The organism is Streptomyces sp. HUAS TT7, assembly GCF_051550175.1.
Classification (GTDB): domain Bacteria; phylum Actinomycetota; class Actinomycetes; order Streptomycetales; family Streptomycetaceae; genus Streptomyces.
This window is the reverse complement of sequence record NZ_CP196175.1, coordinates 6,304,504-6,318,542: the sequence shown is the minus strand read 5'-3', so window position 1 is coordinate 6,318,542 and position 14,039 is coordinate 6,304,504. Positions and strand designations below refer to the sequence as shown.

At 71.6% G+C, this 14,039-nt stretch carries 13 protein-coding genes and 1 riboswitch; of the genes, 7 read left to right on the top strand and 6 right to left on the bottom strand.

What is annotated here, in order from left to right:
* Positions 1–9: 9 nt before the first annotated feature.
* The 3 genes from thiE to ACSHXC_RS28410 all read right to left on the bottom strand — a co-directional run bounded on the left by thiE (position 10) and on the right by ACSHXC_RS28410 (position 2,629).
* On the bottom strand, positions 10–660 hold the full coding sequence (gene thiE / locus ACSHXC_RS28420; protein ID WP_438294300.1) for a thiamine phosphate synthase: 651 nt from the start codon (positions 658–660) through the stop codon (positions 10–12).
* A 110-nt stretch (positions 661–770) separates the two neighbouring features.
* A complete protein-coding gene (locus tag ACSHXC_RS28415; RefSeq protein WP_438294299.1) occupies positions 771–1,136 on the bottom strand; it encodes an Rv2175c family DNA-binding protein in 366 nt (121 codons plus the stop codon).
* Positions 1,137–1,405: 269 nt separating this feature from the next.
* Positions 1,406–2,629: an NAD(P)/FAD-dependent oxidoreductase gene (locus tag ACSHXC_RS28410; RefSeq protein WP_438294298.1), complete on the bottom strand. Its 1,224-nt coding sequence runs from the start codon at positions 2,627–2,629 to the stop codon at positions 1,406–1,408.
* 119 nt (positions 2,630–2,748) lie between these two features.
* Positions 2,749–2,860: riboswitch (TPP riboswitch) on the top strand.
* On the opposite strand from ACSHXC_RS28410, the gene thiO reads away from it, so the two are divergent.
* The 5 genes from thiO to ACSHXC_RS28385 all read left to right on the top strand — a co-directional run bounded on the left by thiO (position 2,858) and on the right by ACSHXC_RS28385 (position 7,968).
* Positions 2,858–4,039 (top strand): glycine oxidase ThiO, encoded by a 1,182-nt coding sequence (thiO, locus tag ACSHXC_RS28405; RefSeq protein ID WP_438294297.1) that lies wholly within the window; start codon positions 2,858–2,860, stop codon positions 4,037–4,039. It overlaps the preceding riboswitch by 3 nt.
* On the top strand, positions 4,036–4,236 hold the full coding sequence (gene thiS, locus ACSHXC_RS28400) for a sulfur carrier protein ThiS (RefSeq protein WP_386034621.1): 201 nt from the start codon (positions 4,036–4,038) through the stop codon (positions 4,234–4,236). The genes thiO and thiS overlap by 4 nt, the downstream gene beginning before the upstream one ends.
* A gap of 3 nt (positions 4,237–4,239) precedes the next feature.
* The gene (locus ACSHXC_RS28395; RefSeq protein WP_438294296.1) at positions 4,240–5,034 is read left to right on the top strand and encodes a thiazole synthase; all 795 of its coding nucleotides are present in this window, start codon (positions 4,240–4,242) and stop codon (positions 5,032–5,034) included.
* Between the two features lie 88 nt (positions 5,035–5,122).
* Positions 5,123–7,105, top strand: a complete 1,983-nt coding sequence (gene pknB, locus ACSHXC_RS28390; RefSeq protein ID WP_438294295.1) for a Stk1 family PASTA domain-containing Ser/Thr kinase — start codon at positions 5,123–5,125, stop codon at positions 7,103–7,105.
* A gap of 11 nt (positions 7,106–7,116) precedes the next feature.
* Positions 7,117–7,968, top strand: coding sequence for a deoxyribonuclease IV (locus ACSHXC_RS28385; RefSeq protein WP_438294294.1), 852 nt, complete (start codon positions 7,117–7,119; stop codon positions 7,966–7,968).
* A gap of 8 nt (positions 7,969–7,976) precedes the next feature.
* Here ACSHXC_RS28385 and ACSHXC_RS28380 read toward each other — a convergent pair whose 3' ends face one another.
* The gene (locus ACSHXC_RS28380; protein ID WP_438294293.1) at positions 7,977–8,609 is read right to left on the bottom strand and encodes a sulfite oxidase-like oxidoreductase; all 633 of its coding nucleotides are present in this window, start codon (positions 8,607–8,609) and stop codon (positions 7,977–7,979) included.
* 153 nt (positions 8,610–8,762) lie between these two features.
* On the opposite strand from ACSHXC_RS28380, the gene bfr reads away from it, so the two are divergent.
* A complete protein-coding gene (gene bfr / locus ACSHXC_RS28375; RefSeq protein ID WP_053727747.1) occupies positions 8,763–9,242 on the top strand; it encodes a bacterioferritin in 480 nt (159 codons plus the stop codon).
* An 11-nt stretch (positions 9,243–9,253) separates the two neighbouring features.
* Here the strand turns inward: bfr and ACSHXC_RS28370 are convergent, their stop codons facing one another.
* Complete coding sequence (locus ACSHXC_RS28370) at positions 9,254–9,508, bottom strand: (2Fe-2S)-binding protein (RefSeq protein WP_438296877.1); 255 nt, start codon at positions 9,506–9,508, stop codon at positions 9,254–9,256.
* Between the two features lie 172 nt (positions 9,509–9,680).
* Positions 9,681–11,021, bottom strand: coding sequence for a class II 3-deoxy-7-phosphoheptulonate synthase (locus tag ACSHXC_RS28365; RefSeq protein ID WP_438294292.1), 1,341 nt, complete (start codon positions 11,019–11,021; stop codon positions 9,681–9,683).
* 197 nt (positions 11,022–11,218) lie between these two features.
* Here ACSHXC_RS28365 and ACSHXC_RS28360 point away from each other — a divergent pair, with 197 nt between their 5' ends.
* A complete protein-coding gene (locus ACSHXC_RS28360; protein ID WP_438294291.1) occupies positions 11,219–13,990 on the top strand; it encodes an N-acetylmuramoyl-L-alanine amidase in 2,772 nt (923 codons plus the stop codon).
* Positions 13,991–14,039 lie beyond the last annotated feature (49 nt).

Below are 14,039 nucleotides of genomic sequence, written 5' to 3'. Positions count from 1 at the left end.
GACAGCTGGCTACGCGAGCCGCTCCCGGACCCGCTTGGCGAGGTCGGCGGCGGCCGCGGCCGGGTCGTCGGCCTCGGTGATCGCCCGTACGACGACGACGCGGTCGGCGCCCGCGTCCAGAACCTCGTCCAGGTTGCCCGCGTCGATGCCGCCGATCGCGAACCAGGGCCGGTCGGTGCCGAGCGAGGCGGTGTGGCGCACCAGGTCCAGGCCCGGCGCGTACCGGCCCGGCTTGGTGGGGGTGGGCCAGCAGGGGCCCGTGCAGAAGTAGTCCACACCCGGCTCGGCGGCGGCCGCGGCAGCCTCCTCGTTCGCGTGCGTGGAACGGCCGATCAGCACCTCGTCGCCCAGGATCGCCCGGGCGGCGGGCACCGGCAGATCGCCCTGGCCCAGGTGCAGCACGTCGGCGCCGATGGCGTGCGCCACGTCGGCCCGGTCGTTGACCGCGAGCAGCTTGCCGTGCCGGCGGCAGGCGTCCGCGAAGACGGCCAGGTGCTCCAGCTCCTCGGCGGCCTCCATGCCCTTGTCCCGCAGCTGCACTATGTCCACGCCGGACGTGAGGACGGCGTCCAGGAACCCGGGCAGATCGCCCTGGCGCTTACGGGCGTCGGTGCACAGGTAGAGGCGGGCGTCGGCGAGCTGCTCACGGGCCGTGGGCATGGAAGGTCCCCCGTTGTGTTCGTCTTCGGCCGGGCCGCGCGGTGTACGGGCCGGGTGGACCGGACCGTACACCGCGGGCCTGTCGGCACTGTCGGGTGGGCTCGTACGACTCAGAGGGCGAGCGCCTGGGCGCGGCGCTTCACCTCCGTGCCGCGATTCTCGCTGAGGGCCTGCGCGGGGGTGCCGGGCAGGCTCGGGTCGGGAGTGAAGAGCCACTCCAGCATCTCCTCGTCGGAGAAGCCGTCGTCCCTCAGCAGCGTCAGCGTCCCGACCAGGCCCTTCACCACCTTGTCGGCGTCGATGAAGGCTGCGGGCACCTGCAGCGCCCTGTTCTCACCGCGGCGTACGGCGATGAGCTGGCCCTCCTTGACCAGCTGCCGTACGCGCGTCACCTCCACGTCCAGCATCTCCGCGATGTCGGGGAGGTGGAGCCAGGCGGGGACGAGAGCATCAATCTTTGCGTCAATCTCGGTCACGGTCACAAGCGTGCCACCTCGCACTGACACTCGGTACCGGGGTGGTCCTTCGGGGCTGTGCCCCCGGCCCCCTCCGCGGCGTGTCATGGGGGCTCCGCGCCCCCTCCGGCCCCCTTCTCCTCAAGCGCCGGAGGGGCTATTCGTTCGGCTGCGGACCGTGCGTGGCTGGTCGCGCAGTTCCCCGCGCTCCTAAAAGGGCATGGTTGCCGGCCAGCGCCTCACCTTGCCCCTCAGCCGCATGGTTGCTCGCCCGAAGTCGCCCCCTCCGGCTACCCCTGCACCGCCGACTTCAGCGGCACAGCCGAATCCGCCACCTTTTCCCCGTCCAGTGGCTTCGCCGATTCGATCAGTTTGCGGCCCTGGGCCAGGTCTCTCGGGCGGCCCACTGCCAGTACCGCCACCAGCGCTCCGTCCCGGAGCCAGCAGACCGACCACGGGGCCGAGGACGGGTCGCCGCGCCAGACCACTTCGTCGGCGTCAGTATGGTGGCCCGCGTACTGGACGAAGCGGCCGAACTGCTCGGACCAGAAGTACGGGACCGGGTCGTAGTCGGCGGCGGCCTCGCCCACGATGTCGGCGGCGACCGTGCGCGGGCCCTGGAGCGCGTTGTCCCAATGGTGGACGAGCAGGCGTTCGCCGAAGCGGGCCGAGGGGAACGAGGCGCAGTCGCCGACCGCGTACACATCGGGGAGCGAGGTGCGCAGGCGGGCGTCCGCGGTGATCGCGCCATCGGGGCCCAGCGCGATGCCCGAGCCGGTCAGCCAGCCGGTCGCGGGGCGGGCGCCGATGCCGATGACCACGGCGTCGGCGGGCAGCCGGCGGCCGTCGGCGAGCAGCACCTCGCCCGGCACGACCGCCTGGACCCGGGCGCCGGTGAGGAGTTCGGCGCCCGACTCGGCGTACCAGCCGGCCATCGGCGCGGCGACCTCGGCGGGCAGCACCCCGGCAAGCGGGCGGTCGGCGGCCTCGACGACGGTGACCTCGCAGCCCGCGTCGCGTGCGGCCGTCGCGAACTCCGCGCCGATCCACCCGGCGCCCACCACCACGATCCGGTGCCGCTGGTCCAGGACCGGGCGCAGCCGCCGCGCGTCGTCGAGGGTGCGCAGCAGATGGACGCCGGGCACTCCCCCGCTGCCGGGCAGGGTGAGCGGTTCGGCTCCGGTGGCGATGACCAGGATGTCGTAGGCGACCTCGCCCGCCTCGGTGACCACCACGTGGTCGGCTGGCCGCACCCCGGTGACTTCGAGGCCCAGGCGCAGGTCCACGCCGAGGGCCTCGAAGTCCACCTCGAAGGCGGAGCCCTCGGCCTTGCCGAGCAGGACGGCCTTGGACAGCGGGGGCCGGTCGTAGGGCTGGTGGGGTTCCGCGCCGATGAGGGTGATGGCTCCGGCGAAGCCCTGTTCGCGCAGGGCCACCGCGGTCTGCACGCCGGCCATGCCCGCGCCGACGACGACCACGTGCCGTGCTTCGGATTGCGTCTGCTGTTCGCTCACCCGATCACCATAAACAGCTGACTATTCGTCAGGTAAGGGGTCCGGTCAACGCGGGCACCTCCCGGTCGCCCGGACGCTCCCTTACTCGGGGCTGGGGGCTCGGGCTATGGTGGCAGGCGTAAAGCACTCGCGGGAGCCCGGACGCACCGGGCTGAGAGGGAGGCTGGCGGCCTCCGACCGTACGAACCTGATCCGGGTCATGCCGGCGAAGGGAGGGGCTGGACGCCCATGCGTTCTTCACGAAACGGGTCCGGGAACGGGTCCGACGTCCTCGTGGTCGGGGGCGGCATCATCGGGCTCGTCACCGCCTGGCGGGCCTCCCAGCGCGGCCTCGGTGTCGTGCTCGCCGACCCCGAGCCGGGCGGCGGCGCCGCCCAGGTCGCGGCCGGAATGCTCGCCGCCGTCACCGAGCTCCACTACGGCGAGCAGACCCTGCTCGCCCTCAATGTCGAATCCGCCCGCCGCTACCCGGCCTTCGCGGCCGAGCTGAGGGAGGTCACCGGCCTCGACACCGGCTACCGCGCCTGCGGCACCCTCGCCGTGGCGCTCGACTCCGACGACCGCGCCCACCTGCGCGACCTGCACGCGCTCCAGGTCCGCTGCGGCCTGGAGTCCGAGTGGCTGTCCGGGCGCGACTGCCGCCGCCTGGAACCCATGCTGGCGCCCGGCGTGCGCGGCGGCCTGCGGGTCGACGGCGACCACCAGATCGACCCGAGAAGGCTGGCGAAGGCGCTGGTCGGCGCGTGCACACAGGCCGGGGTGCGGTTCGCGCGCGGCTGGGCCGAGCGGCTCTCGGTCGTACGGGAGCGGGCTCGCGGTGTCGTCCTGGCGGACGGCAGCGAACTCGCGGCCGACCAGGTCGTGCTCGCCGCGGGCAGCCTCAGCGGCCGCCTCGCGGGCGTGCCGGAAGAGCTCCTGCCTCCCGTACGTCCCGTGAAGGGCCAGGTCCTGCGGCTGACCGTGCCGCCCGCCTACGCGCCGTTCCTGTCCCGGACCGTGCGGGCGGTGGTGCGGGGCAGCGAGGTCTATCTCGTACCGCGCGAGAACGGCGAGCTCGTCGTCGGCGCCACCAGCGAGGAACTCGGCTGGGACACCACGGTCACCGCGGGCGGCGTCTATCAACTGCTGCGCGACGCCCACGAGTTGGTGCCGGGGATCACCGAGCTGCCGCTCACCGAGACCCGGGCCGGGCTTCGTCCCGCCTCCCCCGACAACGCGCCCCTGCTCGGCCCGACCGCCCTGCCCGGGCTGCTGCTCGCGACCGGCCACTACCGCAACGGCGTGCTGCTCACCGCGGTCACCGGCGACGTCATGGCGCACGTCCTGACCACCGGTGAACTGCCCGACGAGGCACGCCCGTTCACCCCCCGACGCTTCACCTCCGCATCTTGGGAGCTGACGACCGCATGACCATCTCCGTCAACGGCGAGCCCCGCGCGCTGGCCTCCGGGACCACCCTCGACGCCCTCGTCGCCACCCTCGCCCCGTCCCGCTCCGGGGTCGCGGCCGCCGTCAACGAGGCGGTCGTGCCGCGCAGCGCCTGGCCCACGACCACGCTCGGCGACGGCGACCGCGTCGAGGTCCTCACCGCCGTGCAGGGAGGCTGACCCATGGCCGACGACTCTCTGACCATCGCCGACACCACCTTCGACTCCCGCCTGATCATGGGCACCGGCGGGGCACCCAGCCTCGACACGCTGGAACGCGCGCTCGCGGTGTCCGGCACCCAGCTCACCACCGTCGCGATGCGCCGCCTGGACCCGACCGTGCAGGGCTCGGTCCTGTCCGTGCTCGACCGGCTCGGCATCCGGGTGCTGCCCAACACGGCGGGCTGCTTCACCGCGGGCGAGGCCGTCCTGACCGCGCGCCTGGCCCGCGAGGCGCTGGGCACGCACTGGGTGAAGCTGGAGGTCATCGCCGACGAGCGCACCCTGCTTCCCGACCCGATCGAACTGCTCGACGCCGCCGAGGTGCTGGTCGACGACGGGTTCACCGTGCTGCCGTACACCAACGACGACCCGGTCCTCGCGCACAAGCTGGAGGACGTCGGATGCGCGGCGATCATGCCGCTCGGCTCCCCCATCGGCTCCGGCCTCGGCATCCGCAACCCGCACAACTTCGAGCTGATCGTGGACCGGGCGAGTGTCCCGGTGATCCTCGACGCGGGCGCGGGCACCGCCTCCGACGTGGCGCTCGCCATGGAGCTCGGCTGTTCGGCGGTGATGCTGGCCTCGGCGGTGACCCGGGCCCAGGAGCCGGTCCTGATGGCGGAGGCGATGCGGCACGCGGTGGAGGCGGGCCGCCTGGCGCACCGCGCGGGCCGCATCCCCCGCCGCCACTTCGCCGAGGCGTCCTCCACGATGGCGGGCCGGGCCGCGCTCGACCCCGAGCGCCCCGCGTTCTAGCCGGTCCGCGTCACAGCTCGGCTTCAGTCCGGCCCCTTGAACGCCCGCGGCGTGAAGGGGGCCGGACCGCGCTCGTAAACTCTCCCCCGTGGATACGACCCTTCATGACCCCCTCGTCGGGCAGGTGCTCGACGGCCGCTACCGCGTCGACGCGCGCATCGCCGTCGGCGGTATGGCCACGGTCTACCGGGCCGTCGACACCCGCCTCGACCGCGTGCTCGCCCTCAAGGTGATGCACCCGAGCCTCGCCGCCGACGCCTCCTTCGTGGAGCGCTTCATCCGCGAGGCCAAATCGGTGGCCCGGCTCGCGCACCCCAATGTGGTCGGTGTCTTCGACCAGGGCGCGCAGGACCAGTACGTCTACCTCGCGATGGAGTACGTCGCGGGCTGCACCCTGCGCGACGTGCTGCGCGAGCGCGGCGCGCTCCAGCCGCGCGCGGCCCTCGACATCCTGGAGCCCGTGCTCGCGGCCCTCGGCGCCGCCCACCGGGCCGGGTTCGTCCACCGGGACATGAAGCCCGAGAACGTCCTGATCGGCGACGACGGCCGGGTCAAGGTCGCCGACTTCGGCCTGGTCAGGGCCGTCGACTCGGTGACCAGCACCACCGGCTCGGTCCTCGGCACCGTCTCCTATCTGGCCCCCGAGCAGATCGAGCACGGCACCGCGGACACCCGCGCCGATGTGTACGCGTGCGGTGTCGTCCTGTACGAGATGCTCACCGGCGCCAAGCCGCACCACGGGGACACCCCCGCCCAGATCCTCTACGCCCACCTCCACGAGGGCGTGCCCGCGCCGTCCGCGGCCGTGCCCGGCCTCGCCCTGGAGCTGGACGAGCTGGTCGCCTCGGCGACCGCCCGCAACCCCGACGTCCGCCCGCACGACGCGGTGGCCCTGCTCGCGCAGACCCGTACCGCCCGCGCCGCCCTCGACGACGAGCAGCTGGACGCGGTCCCGCCGGGCGCGCACGCCTCGGCCGGGGAGAGCGGCGCCGACGACCGTACGAGCGTGATCCCGCGGGCCCTGCCGACGCCGGTCACCCCGGCGGCCGGGCCCATGCCCGCCGAGGCCGTCCACGAGGAGCCCGTCAACCGCACCAGCCGGCTGATCATGCCGCAGCGCATCGAGGACGAGCCGGAGCCGCCGCCGCGCAGGCCGCGCCGCCAGCCGCGCGGCCGGATCGACAACCGGCGCGGCCTGATCGCGATCGTGGCCGCGCTGCTGCTGATCCTCGGGGTCGGCGCGGGCGTCTGGTACATCAACTCCGGCCAGTTCACCCGGGTTCCGGCCCTCATCGGACAGAGCGAGGACGCGGCGAAGAAGAAGCTGTCGGGCGCCGGGCTCGGCGTGAAGAAGGTCGACCGGCAGTTCAGCGACACCGTCGAGCGGGGCCAGGTCATCTCGACCGACCCGGCGACCGGTGCCCGCATCCGCGGCAACGGCTCCGTCACCCTGGTCGTCTCGCGCGGCCCGGAGACGGCGCAGGTGCCCAAGCTGGACGGGATGCCGCTCGACCAGGCGAAGAGCGAGCTGCAGAAGGCGGGCTTCGCGCCCGGAGACACCGCGAGCGAGTTCAACGAGAGCGTCCCGCAGGGCTCGGTCATCCGCACCGACCCGGCCGCGGGCGTCAAGCGCCACACGGACACGGCCGTCTCGATGGTCGTCAGCAAGGGCGCCCCCGTCGACGTGCCCGGCGTGGTCGGCGACTCGGTGGCCGATGCCACCGCCGCCCTCCAGAACGCCGGGCTCCAGGTCACCGTCGCACCCGACCAGGTCAACTCGGTGCAGGACGCGGGCAAGGTCGCGGCCCAGTCCGCCGCCGAGCACGCCCAGCTCGCCAAGGGCGACAGCGTCACGCTGACCGTGTCCAAGGGCCCCCGGATGATCCCGGTGCCCAAGGTGACCGGCGAGAAGGCCGCCGACGCCCAGCGGGATCTGGAGAAGGCCGGCTTCAAGGTGAAGGTCGACCGCGGCTTCCCGTTCCTCAGCGACGAGGTGTCGGGCCAGTCCGTCGCCGCCGGGACGCAGGCGCCCGAGGGCTCCACCATCACCATCACCACCAAGGGACTGTAGGTAGTCACCCCATGCGCAACCCCATCGGCGGCCACGTCCCCGTGGCCGGCGGCCTCGCCACGACCGGGCTCACCTATGCGAGGGAGATCGGCGCCGAGACCGTGCAGGTCTTCGCCGCCAACCCGCGCGGCTGGGCCACCCCCGCCGGGAACCCGGCCCAGGACGAGAAGTTCCGGGCCGAGTGCGCCGAGGCCTCGATCCCGGCGTACGTCCATGCGCCGTACCTGATCAACTTCGGCTCGGGCACCGGGGCGACGGTGGAGAAGTCGGTGGAGTCGCTGCGGCACTCGCTGCGCCGGGGCCGTGAGATCGGCGCGCTCGGCGTGGTCGTGCACACCGGCTCGGCGACCGGCGGACGCCCGCGCGCGGAGGCTCTCGCGCAGGTCCGTACGCATCTGCTGCCGCTGCTCGACGAACTGACCCACGACGACGACCCGTTCCTGCTCCTGGAGTCGACGGCCGGGCAGGGTGCCTCACTGTGCTCGCGCACCTGGGACTTCGGCCCGTACTTCGAGGCCCTGGACGCCCACCCCAAGCTGGGCGTCTGCCTCGACACCTGCCACATCTACGCGGCCGGACACGATCTGGCCGGGCCCGGCGGCATGAAGCAGACCCTGGACCTCCTGGTGGAGACCGTCGGCGAGGGGCGGCTCAAGCTGATCCACGCCAATGACTCCAAGGATGTGGCCGGCGCACACAAGGACCGCCACGAGAACATCGGCACCGGACACATCGGCGAGGAGCCGTTCCGCGAGCTGCTCGCCCACCCGGCGACCGACGGCGTACCGCTGGTCATCGAGACCCCGGGCGGCAAGGAGGGGCACGCGGCGGACGTGGCCCTGCTGAAGTCCCTGCGGGCGTAACCCCTGATCTAGAGCTCGGGGCCGTCCCCGGGCTCCTCCTGGTAGGAGTAGCGCTGCTCGCGCCAGGGGTCGCCGATGTTGTGGTAGCCCCGCTCCTCCCAGAAGCCCCGGCGGTCCGCCGTCATGTACTCGATGCCGCGGACCCACTTCGGGCCCTTCCAGGCGTAGAGGTGGGGGACGACCAGGCGCAGCGGGAAGCCGTGTTCGGCGGTGAGCAGCTCGCCGCCGTTGTGGGTGGCGAAGAGGGTGCGGTCGCCGAGGAAGTCGGCCAGGCGCAGGTTGGAGCTGAAGCCGTACTCGGCCCACACCATGACATGGGTGACATCGGGTGCGGGCGGCGCGAGTCCGGCGATCGTGCGGGCGCTCACCCCGCCCCATTCGGCCCCGACCATCGAGAACTTGGTGACGCAGTGCAGGTCGGCGACCACGGTCTCGAACGGCAGCGCCGAGAACTCCTCGTGGTTCCAGCAGTGCTTGTCGCCGTCGGCGGTGGCTCCGAAGACCCGGAACTCCCAGCGCTCCGGCTTGAACTTGGGGACCGGGCCGTAGTGGGTGACCGGCCAGCCGCGCTGGAGCCGCTGCCCCGGCGGAAGCTCCGTCTGCGCTGCTCCCTGCCGCTCCCGGCTCTCCGGCTGACCCATGACTCCATGGTGACAGACCCCGAGGGGTGGTGATGACCAGGGACGTCCCGATTCGGGCAACTCCTACTAAGCGTGCACTTACTGGACGCCCCCTGATCACGGTGCAAGGATGCGCGGAACCTGCCCAGTTACCGCTTGGAAGGAGCCTCTGCGATGCAGGGCGACCCCGAGGTCATCGAATTCCTGAATGAGCAGCTGAGTGCCGAGCTGACGGCGATCAACCAGTACTGGCTGCACAGCGCGATGCAGGCCAACTTCGGCTGGACGAAGCTGGCCAAGTACACGCGTCACGAGTCGATCGACGAGATGAAGCACGCGGAGGTGCTGACCGACCGGATCCTCTTCCTGGACGGCCTGCCGAACTTCCAGCGGCTCTTCCATGTGCGCATCGGGCAGACGGTCACCGAGATGTTCCAGGCGGACCGGCAGATCGAGGTCGAGGCGATCGACCGCCTCAAGCGCGGCATCGAGGTCATGCGGGCGAAGGGCGACATCACGTCCGCGAACATCTTCGAGTCGATCCTGGCCGACGAGGAGCACCACATCGACTACCTCGACACCCAGCTGGAGCTGGTCGACAAGCTCGGCGAGGCGCTCTACATCGCGCAGCTCATCGAGCAGCCGGAGAGCTGAGGGCCAGAGGGTTACGCGGCGTCCAGGACCGGGGCCGACTCCGGGGCGACCGCGGTCAGCGCGGGCTTGCCCTGCTCCACCAGCTCCCGGCGGGGGCAGGAGCCGCGGCCGAGGAGCGCCTGGATGCGGCGTACGCACGAACCGCAGTCGGTGCCGGCCTTGCAGGCGGAAGCTATCTGGCGGGGGGTGCAGGCACCGCCGTCCGCGTGCTTCCTGACCTGCTCCTCGGTGACACCGAAGCAGTTGCATACGTACACGCGGTTCACCTCCCGGAGCAGTCGACGCGGGTCGATAGGCAAGGCCCGTCCCGATTGATCGGTTCCCGATTGGTCGGTGAGGCTAACCTAACCTTACCCGGCGCCCCGGGTGCGCAAAAGCCCCGGATACGCCAGTGGGGCGCGGATCACATGGATCCGCGCCCCACTGTTGCGTGCGGGACTACTGGTCGCGGTACATCTCGGCGACCAGGAACGCCAGGTCCAGGGACTGGCTACGGTTCAGGCGCGGGTCGCAGGCCGTCTCGTAGCGCTGGTGCAGATCGTCGACGAAGATCTCGTCGCCGCCGCCCACGCACTCGGTGACGTCGTCACCGGTGAGCTCGACGTGGATGCCGCCCGGGTGCGTACCGAGGGCCTTGTGGACCTCGAAGAAGCCCTTGACCTCGTCCAGGACGTCGTCGAAACGGCGCGTCTTGTGGCCCGAGGCCGCCTCGAAGGTGTTGCCGTGCATCGGGTCGGTGACCCAGGCGACGACCGCACCGGACGCGGTGACCTTCTCGACCAGGTCGGGGAGCTTGTCGCGCACCTTGTCGGCGCCCATGCGGACGACGAAGGTCAGCCGGCCCGGCTCGCGGTCCGGGTCGAGGCGGTCCACGTAGGTGAGCGCCTCGTCGACGGAGGTCGTCGGGCCGAGCTTGATGCCGATCGGATTGCGGATCCTGGAGGCGAACTCGATGTGCGCGCCGTCCAGCTGCCGGGTGCGCTCACCGATCCAGACCATATGGCCGGAGGTGTCGTACAGGCGGCCGGTACGCGAGTCGGTGCGGGTCAGCGCCGACTCGTAGTCGAGCAGCAGCGCCTCGTGCGAGGCGTAGAACTCGACGGCCTTGAACTCGGCGGGGTCGGTGCCACAGGCCTTCATGAAGTTCAGCGCGTTGTCGATCTCGCGGGCGAGCTGCTCGTAGCGCTGGCCGGAGGGAGACGACTTCACGAAGTCCTGGTTCCAGGCGTGCACCTGGCGCAGGTCCGCGTAACCGCCGGTGGTGAAGGCGCGGACCAGGTTGAGCGTGGAGGCGGACGCGTTGTACATCCGCTTCAGGCGCTCGGGGTCCGGCACGCGATCCTTCTCCGTGAAGGCGAAGCCGTTCACGGAGTCGCCGCGGTAGGTCGGCAAGGTCACGCCGTCGCGGGTCTCGGTGCCCTTGGAGCGGGGCTTGGAGTACTGGCCGGCGATGCGGCCGACCTTCACCACGGGCACGGAGGCCGCGTAGGTGAGGACGGCGCTCATCTGGAGGAGGGTCTTCAGCTTGGCCCGGATGTGATCGGCCGAGACGGCGTCGAAGGCCTCGGCGCAGTCGCCGCCCTGGAGGAGGAACGCCTCGCCCTGGGCGACGGCTCCCAGGCGGGCGCGCAGCTGGTCGCACTCGCCCGCGAAGACGAGCGGCGGATACGACTCGAGGTCCGCGATCACATCGCGCAGAGCCTCGGCATCCGGGTACTCGGGCTGCTGCGCCGCGGGAAGGTCACGCCAGGTGTTTACGTTCACGGTCACCGGACCCACATTACGGGGTCCACCAAGCCGTCCACCCCGGCGACCACCAAATGAGACACCGACCACGCGGACGTGACCGGAAGTCGCGACGGCTTGAAGCTCCTTGAAGCCCCTCCCGTCTCTCCCCACACATGTCACCCCCTGTTAATCTCACGCCACTTACTGAATACAGGGCAAAGTGACCAGGGGTGGGTGTGAGCCGAAGCGTGAGCAGAAGGCAGCAGAGACACGTAACGAAGAAGTTCCTTGCCTACGGGGTGGCCGGGGCCGTGGCCGTCACCGCGTTGGGCCCGGCGGCCGTGGCGGCGCCGCGCGTCGTGGGGGCGGCGCGGGACGGCGGGCAGCCGGGCTCGGCACTGCAGGCCCAATTCGCCGAAGCGGCAAAGGAGTTCAAGGTTCCGCAGAGCGTCCTGATGGCGGTCTCCTACCGCCAGACGCTCTGGGAGGACCACGACGGCAAGCCCAGCACGTCGGGCGCGTACAACGTCATGGGCCTGACCCGGGTCATGCCCGGCGACGTGGCGCCGCCCAGCGCGCAGGAGCAGCTGGCGCACCTCAACATGAGCGGCGACCCGGCGGTCATGAAGAAGTTCGACGCGAAGAAGGCGCCGGTCTCCGAGCCCGCCGTCGACACCAGTGACCCGGCGCTGCACACGCTGGACGAGGCCGCGAAGCTCATCGGCAAGCCGGTGGACGCGGTACGCACCGACGCCGCCCAGAGCATCCGGGCGGGCGCGGCGCTGCTCGCCCAGTACCAGCGCGCGGCCACCGGCTCGCTGCCGGCCGACCCGGGCGGCTGGTACGCGGCGGTGGCCCGCTACAGCCAGGCCTCCGACATCAAGGGCGCCGGCGCCTTCGCCGACCGCGTCTTCGAGTCGGTGCGCTCCGGCGAGAGCCGTCTCACCACGGACGGCCAGCACCTCGCGCTGCCCGCCGACCCGGCGGTGAAGCCGGTCAAGCCGGCGAAGATGCCGCTGGCGGCAGGCACCGGCAAGGCCGCGGCCGACGCCGCGACGCCGGAGTGCCCGACCGGACTGAACTGCGACTTCATTGCGGCCGACCCGAACAACTACAACGTGGCGACGCGGCCGGACAACGGCTTCGACATCCGGCAGATCGTGATCCACGACACGGAGTCCCCCTACCAGGCCGCCGTCGACACGTTCAAGAACCCGAAGAGCAGCGCCAGCGCGCACTACATCGTCAAGGACGACGGCAGCCTCGTCACGCAGATGGTCGCGACGAAGGACGAGTCGTACCACGCGGCCAACAAGACCGTGAACATGCACGCGCTCGGCATCGAGCACGTGGGCTTCGCCATGAAGACGGGCAGCTGGTACGGCGAGCCGCTCTACGACTCGTCGGCGACGCTGGTCAAGTACCTGGCGGACAGGTTCGGCATTCCGCTGGACCGCGAGCACGTCATCGGCCACGACGAGGTGCCCGGTCCGCTGGACGGCTACGTGGCCACGCAGCACTGGGACCCGGGTCCCTTCTGGGACTGGAACCACTACATGTCCCTGCTCGGCGCCCCGACCGGCGCCGGTGGCGCGGGCCAGCCGCTCACGGCGGGCCAGGTCGTCAAGGTCGTCCCGCCGTTCAGCGCCCAGACCTCGACGTACTACGACCCCGACACCAAGGTCCGCACCACGTTCAACCAGCCGGTCAACTTCGGCTACCTGTACGCGACCCCGTCGACCGGCGGCGCCCCGCTGGCCGACCCGTACCTGGGCACCCAGGTCGCGACCGAGGGCCCGAACTGGGCCAACAAGGTCGTCGCGGGCGGCCAGTACGTGGTCGCGGACTGGCAGGGCGACTGGACGGCGATCTGGTACGGCGGCCAGAAGGCCTGGTTCTACAACCCGGGCGGCCAGTACACCTCGGTCGTGTCCCCCTCGGCCCCGGTCGTCCTGAAGGCCAAGGGCACCGCCGCGGTCCCGGTCTACGGGCGCGCCTACCCGGAGGACGCGGCGTACGCGGGCACCGGGGTGCCGGTACAGAACAACAACTCGGCCTCGCTGTCGAAGTACAGCATCCCGGCCGGCCAGACCTATGTCGCCGCGGGCGCCCCGGTCGCGGGCGACTACTACTACGGCGGCACCACGCTCGGCACCCTGGTCAAGGGCACCCAGACCTTCTACCCGATCCGGTACAACCACCGGATCGCCTGGGTGCGGACGGCCGACGTCGAGCAGGTCACCCCGGCAGGTCCGGTGCGCGCCGACAACCGCTACAACCTGCTCGCGCGGGACGCGGACGGCGGCTTCTGGCAGTACCAGGGCTCGGGCGACATCGCGCAGCCCTTCCTCACCCGCTTCAAGATCGGCAGCGGCTGGGGCATCTACAACGCCATGACGGACCTGTCGGACTTCCGTGCCGACGGCCAGGGCGACCTGATCGCCCGGGACACCTCCGGGGTGGCCTGGTACTACAAGGGCAGCGGCAACCCGGCGGCGCCGTTCGGCGACCGGGTCAAGCTCGGCGCGGGCTGGGGCGCCTTCACCTCCCTGGTGGGCGCGGGCGACCTGACCGGGGACGGCCGGGCCGACCTGATCGCCCGCGACGGCAGCGGCTTGCTCTGGCTCTACCCGGGCACCGGCGGCCCCGCCTTCGGCAACCGCACGCAGATCGGCAGCAGCTGGCAGATCTACGACCAGATCCTGAGCACCGGCGACCTCGACGGCGACGGCAAGGGCGACTTCGTGGCGCGCGAGCCGTCCGGGAAGCTGTGGTTCTACCCGGGCACGGGCAGCGCGGCCCAGCCCTTCGGCGACCGCCGCCAGATCGGCACCGGCTGGAACATCTACAACGCGATCGTCAGCTCGGGCGACCTGAACGGGGACGGCAAGCCGGACCTGACCGGCCGCGACGCCGACGGCAAGCTGTGGTTCTACCCGGGCAACGGCGGCTCGGTGCAGCCCTTCGGCGACCGCCGCCAGATCGGCACCGGCTGGAACATCTACAACACGCTGCTCTGATCCAGAGCTCCCGATGGCACCGCCTCCCGGCGGTGCCATCGGGTAGAGT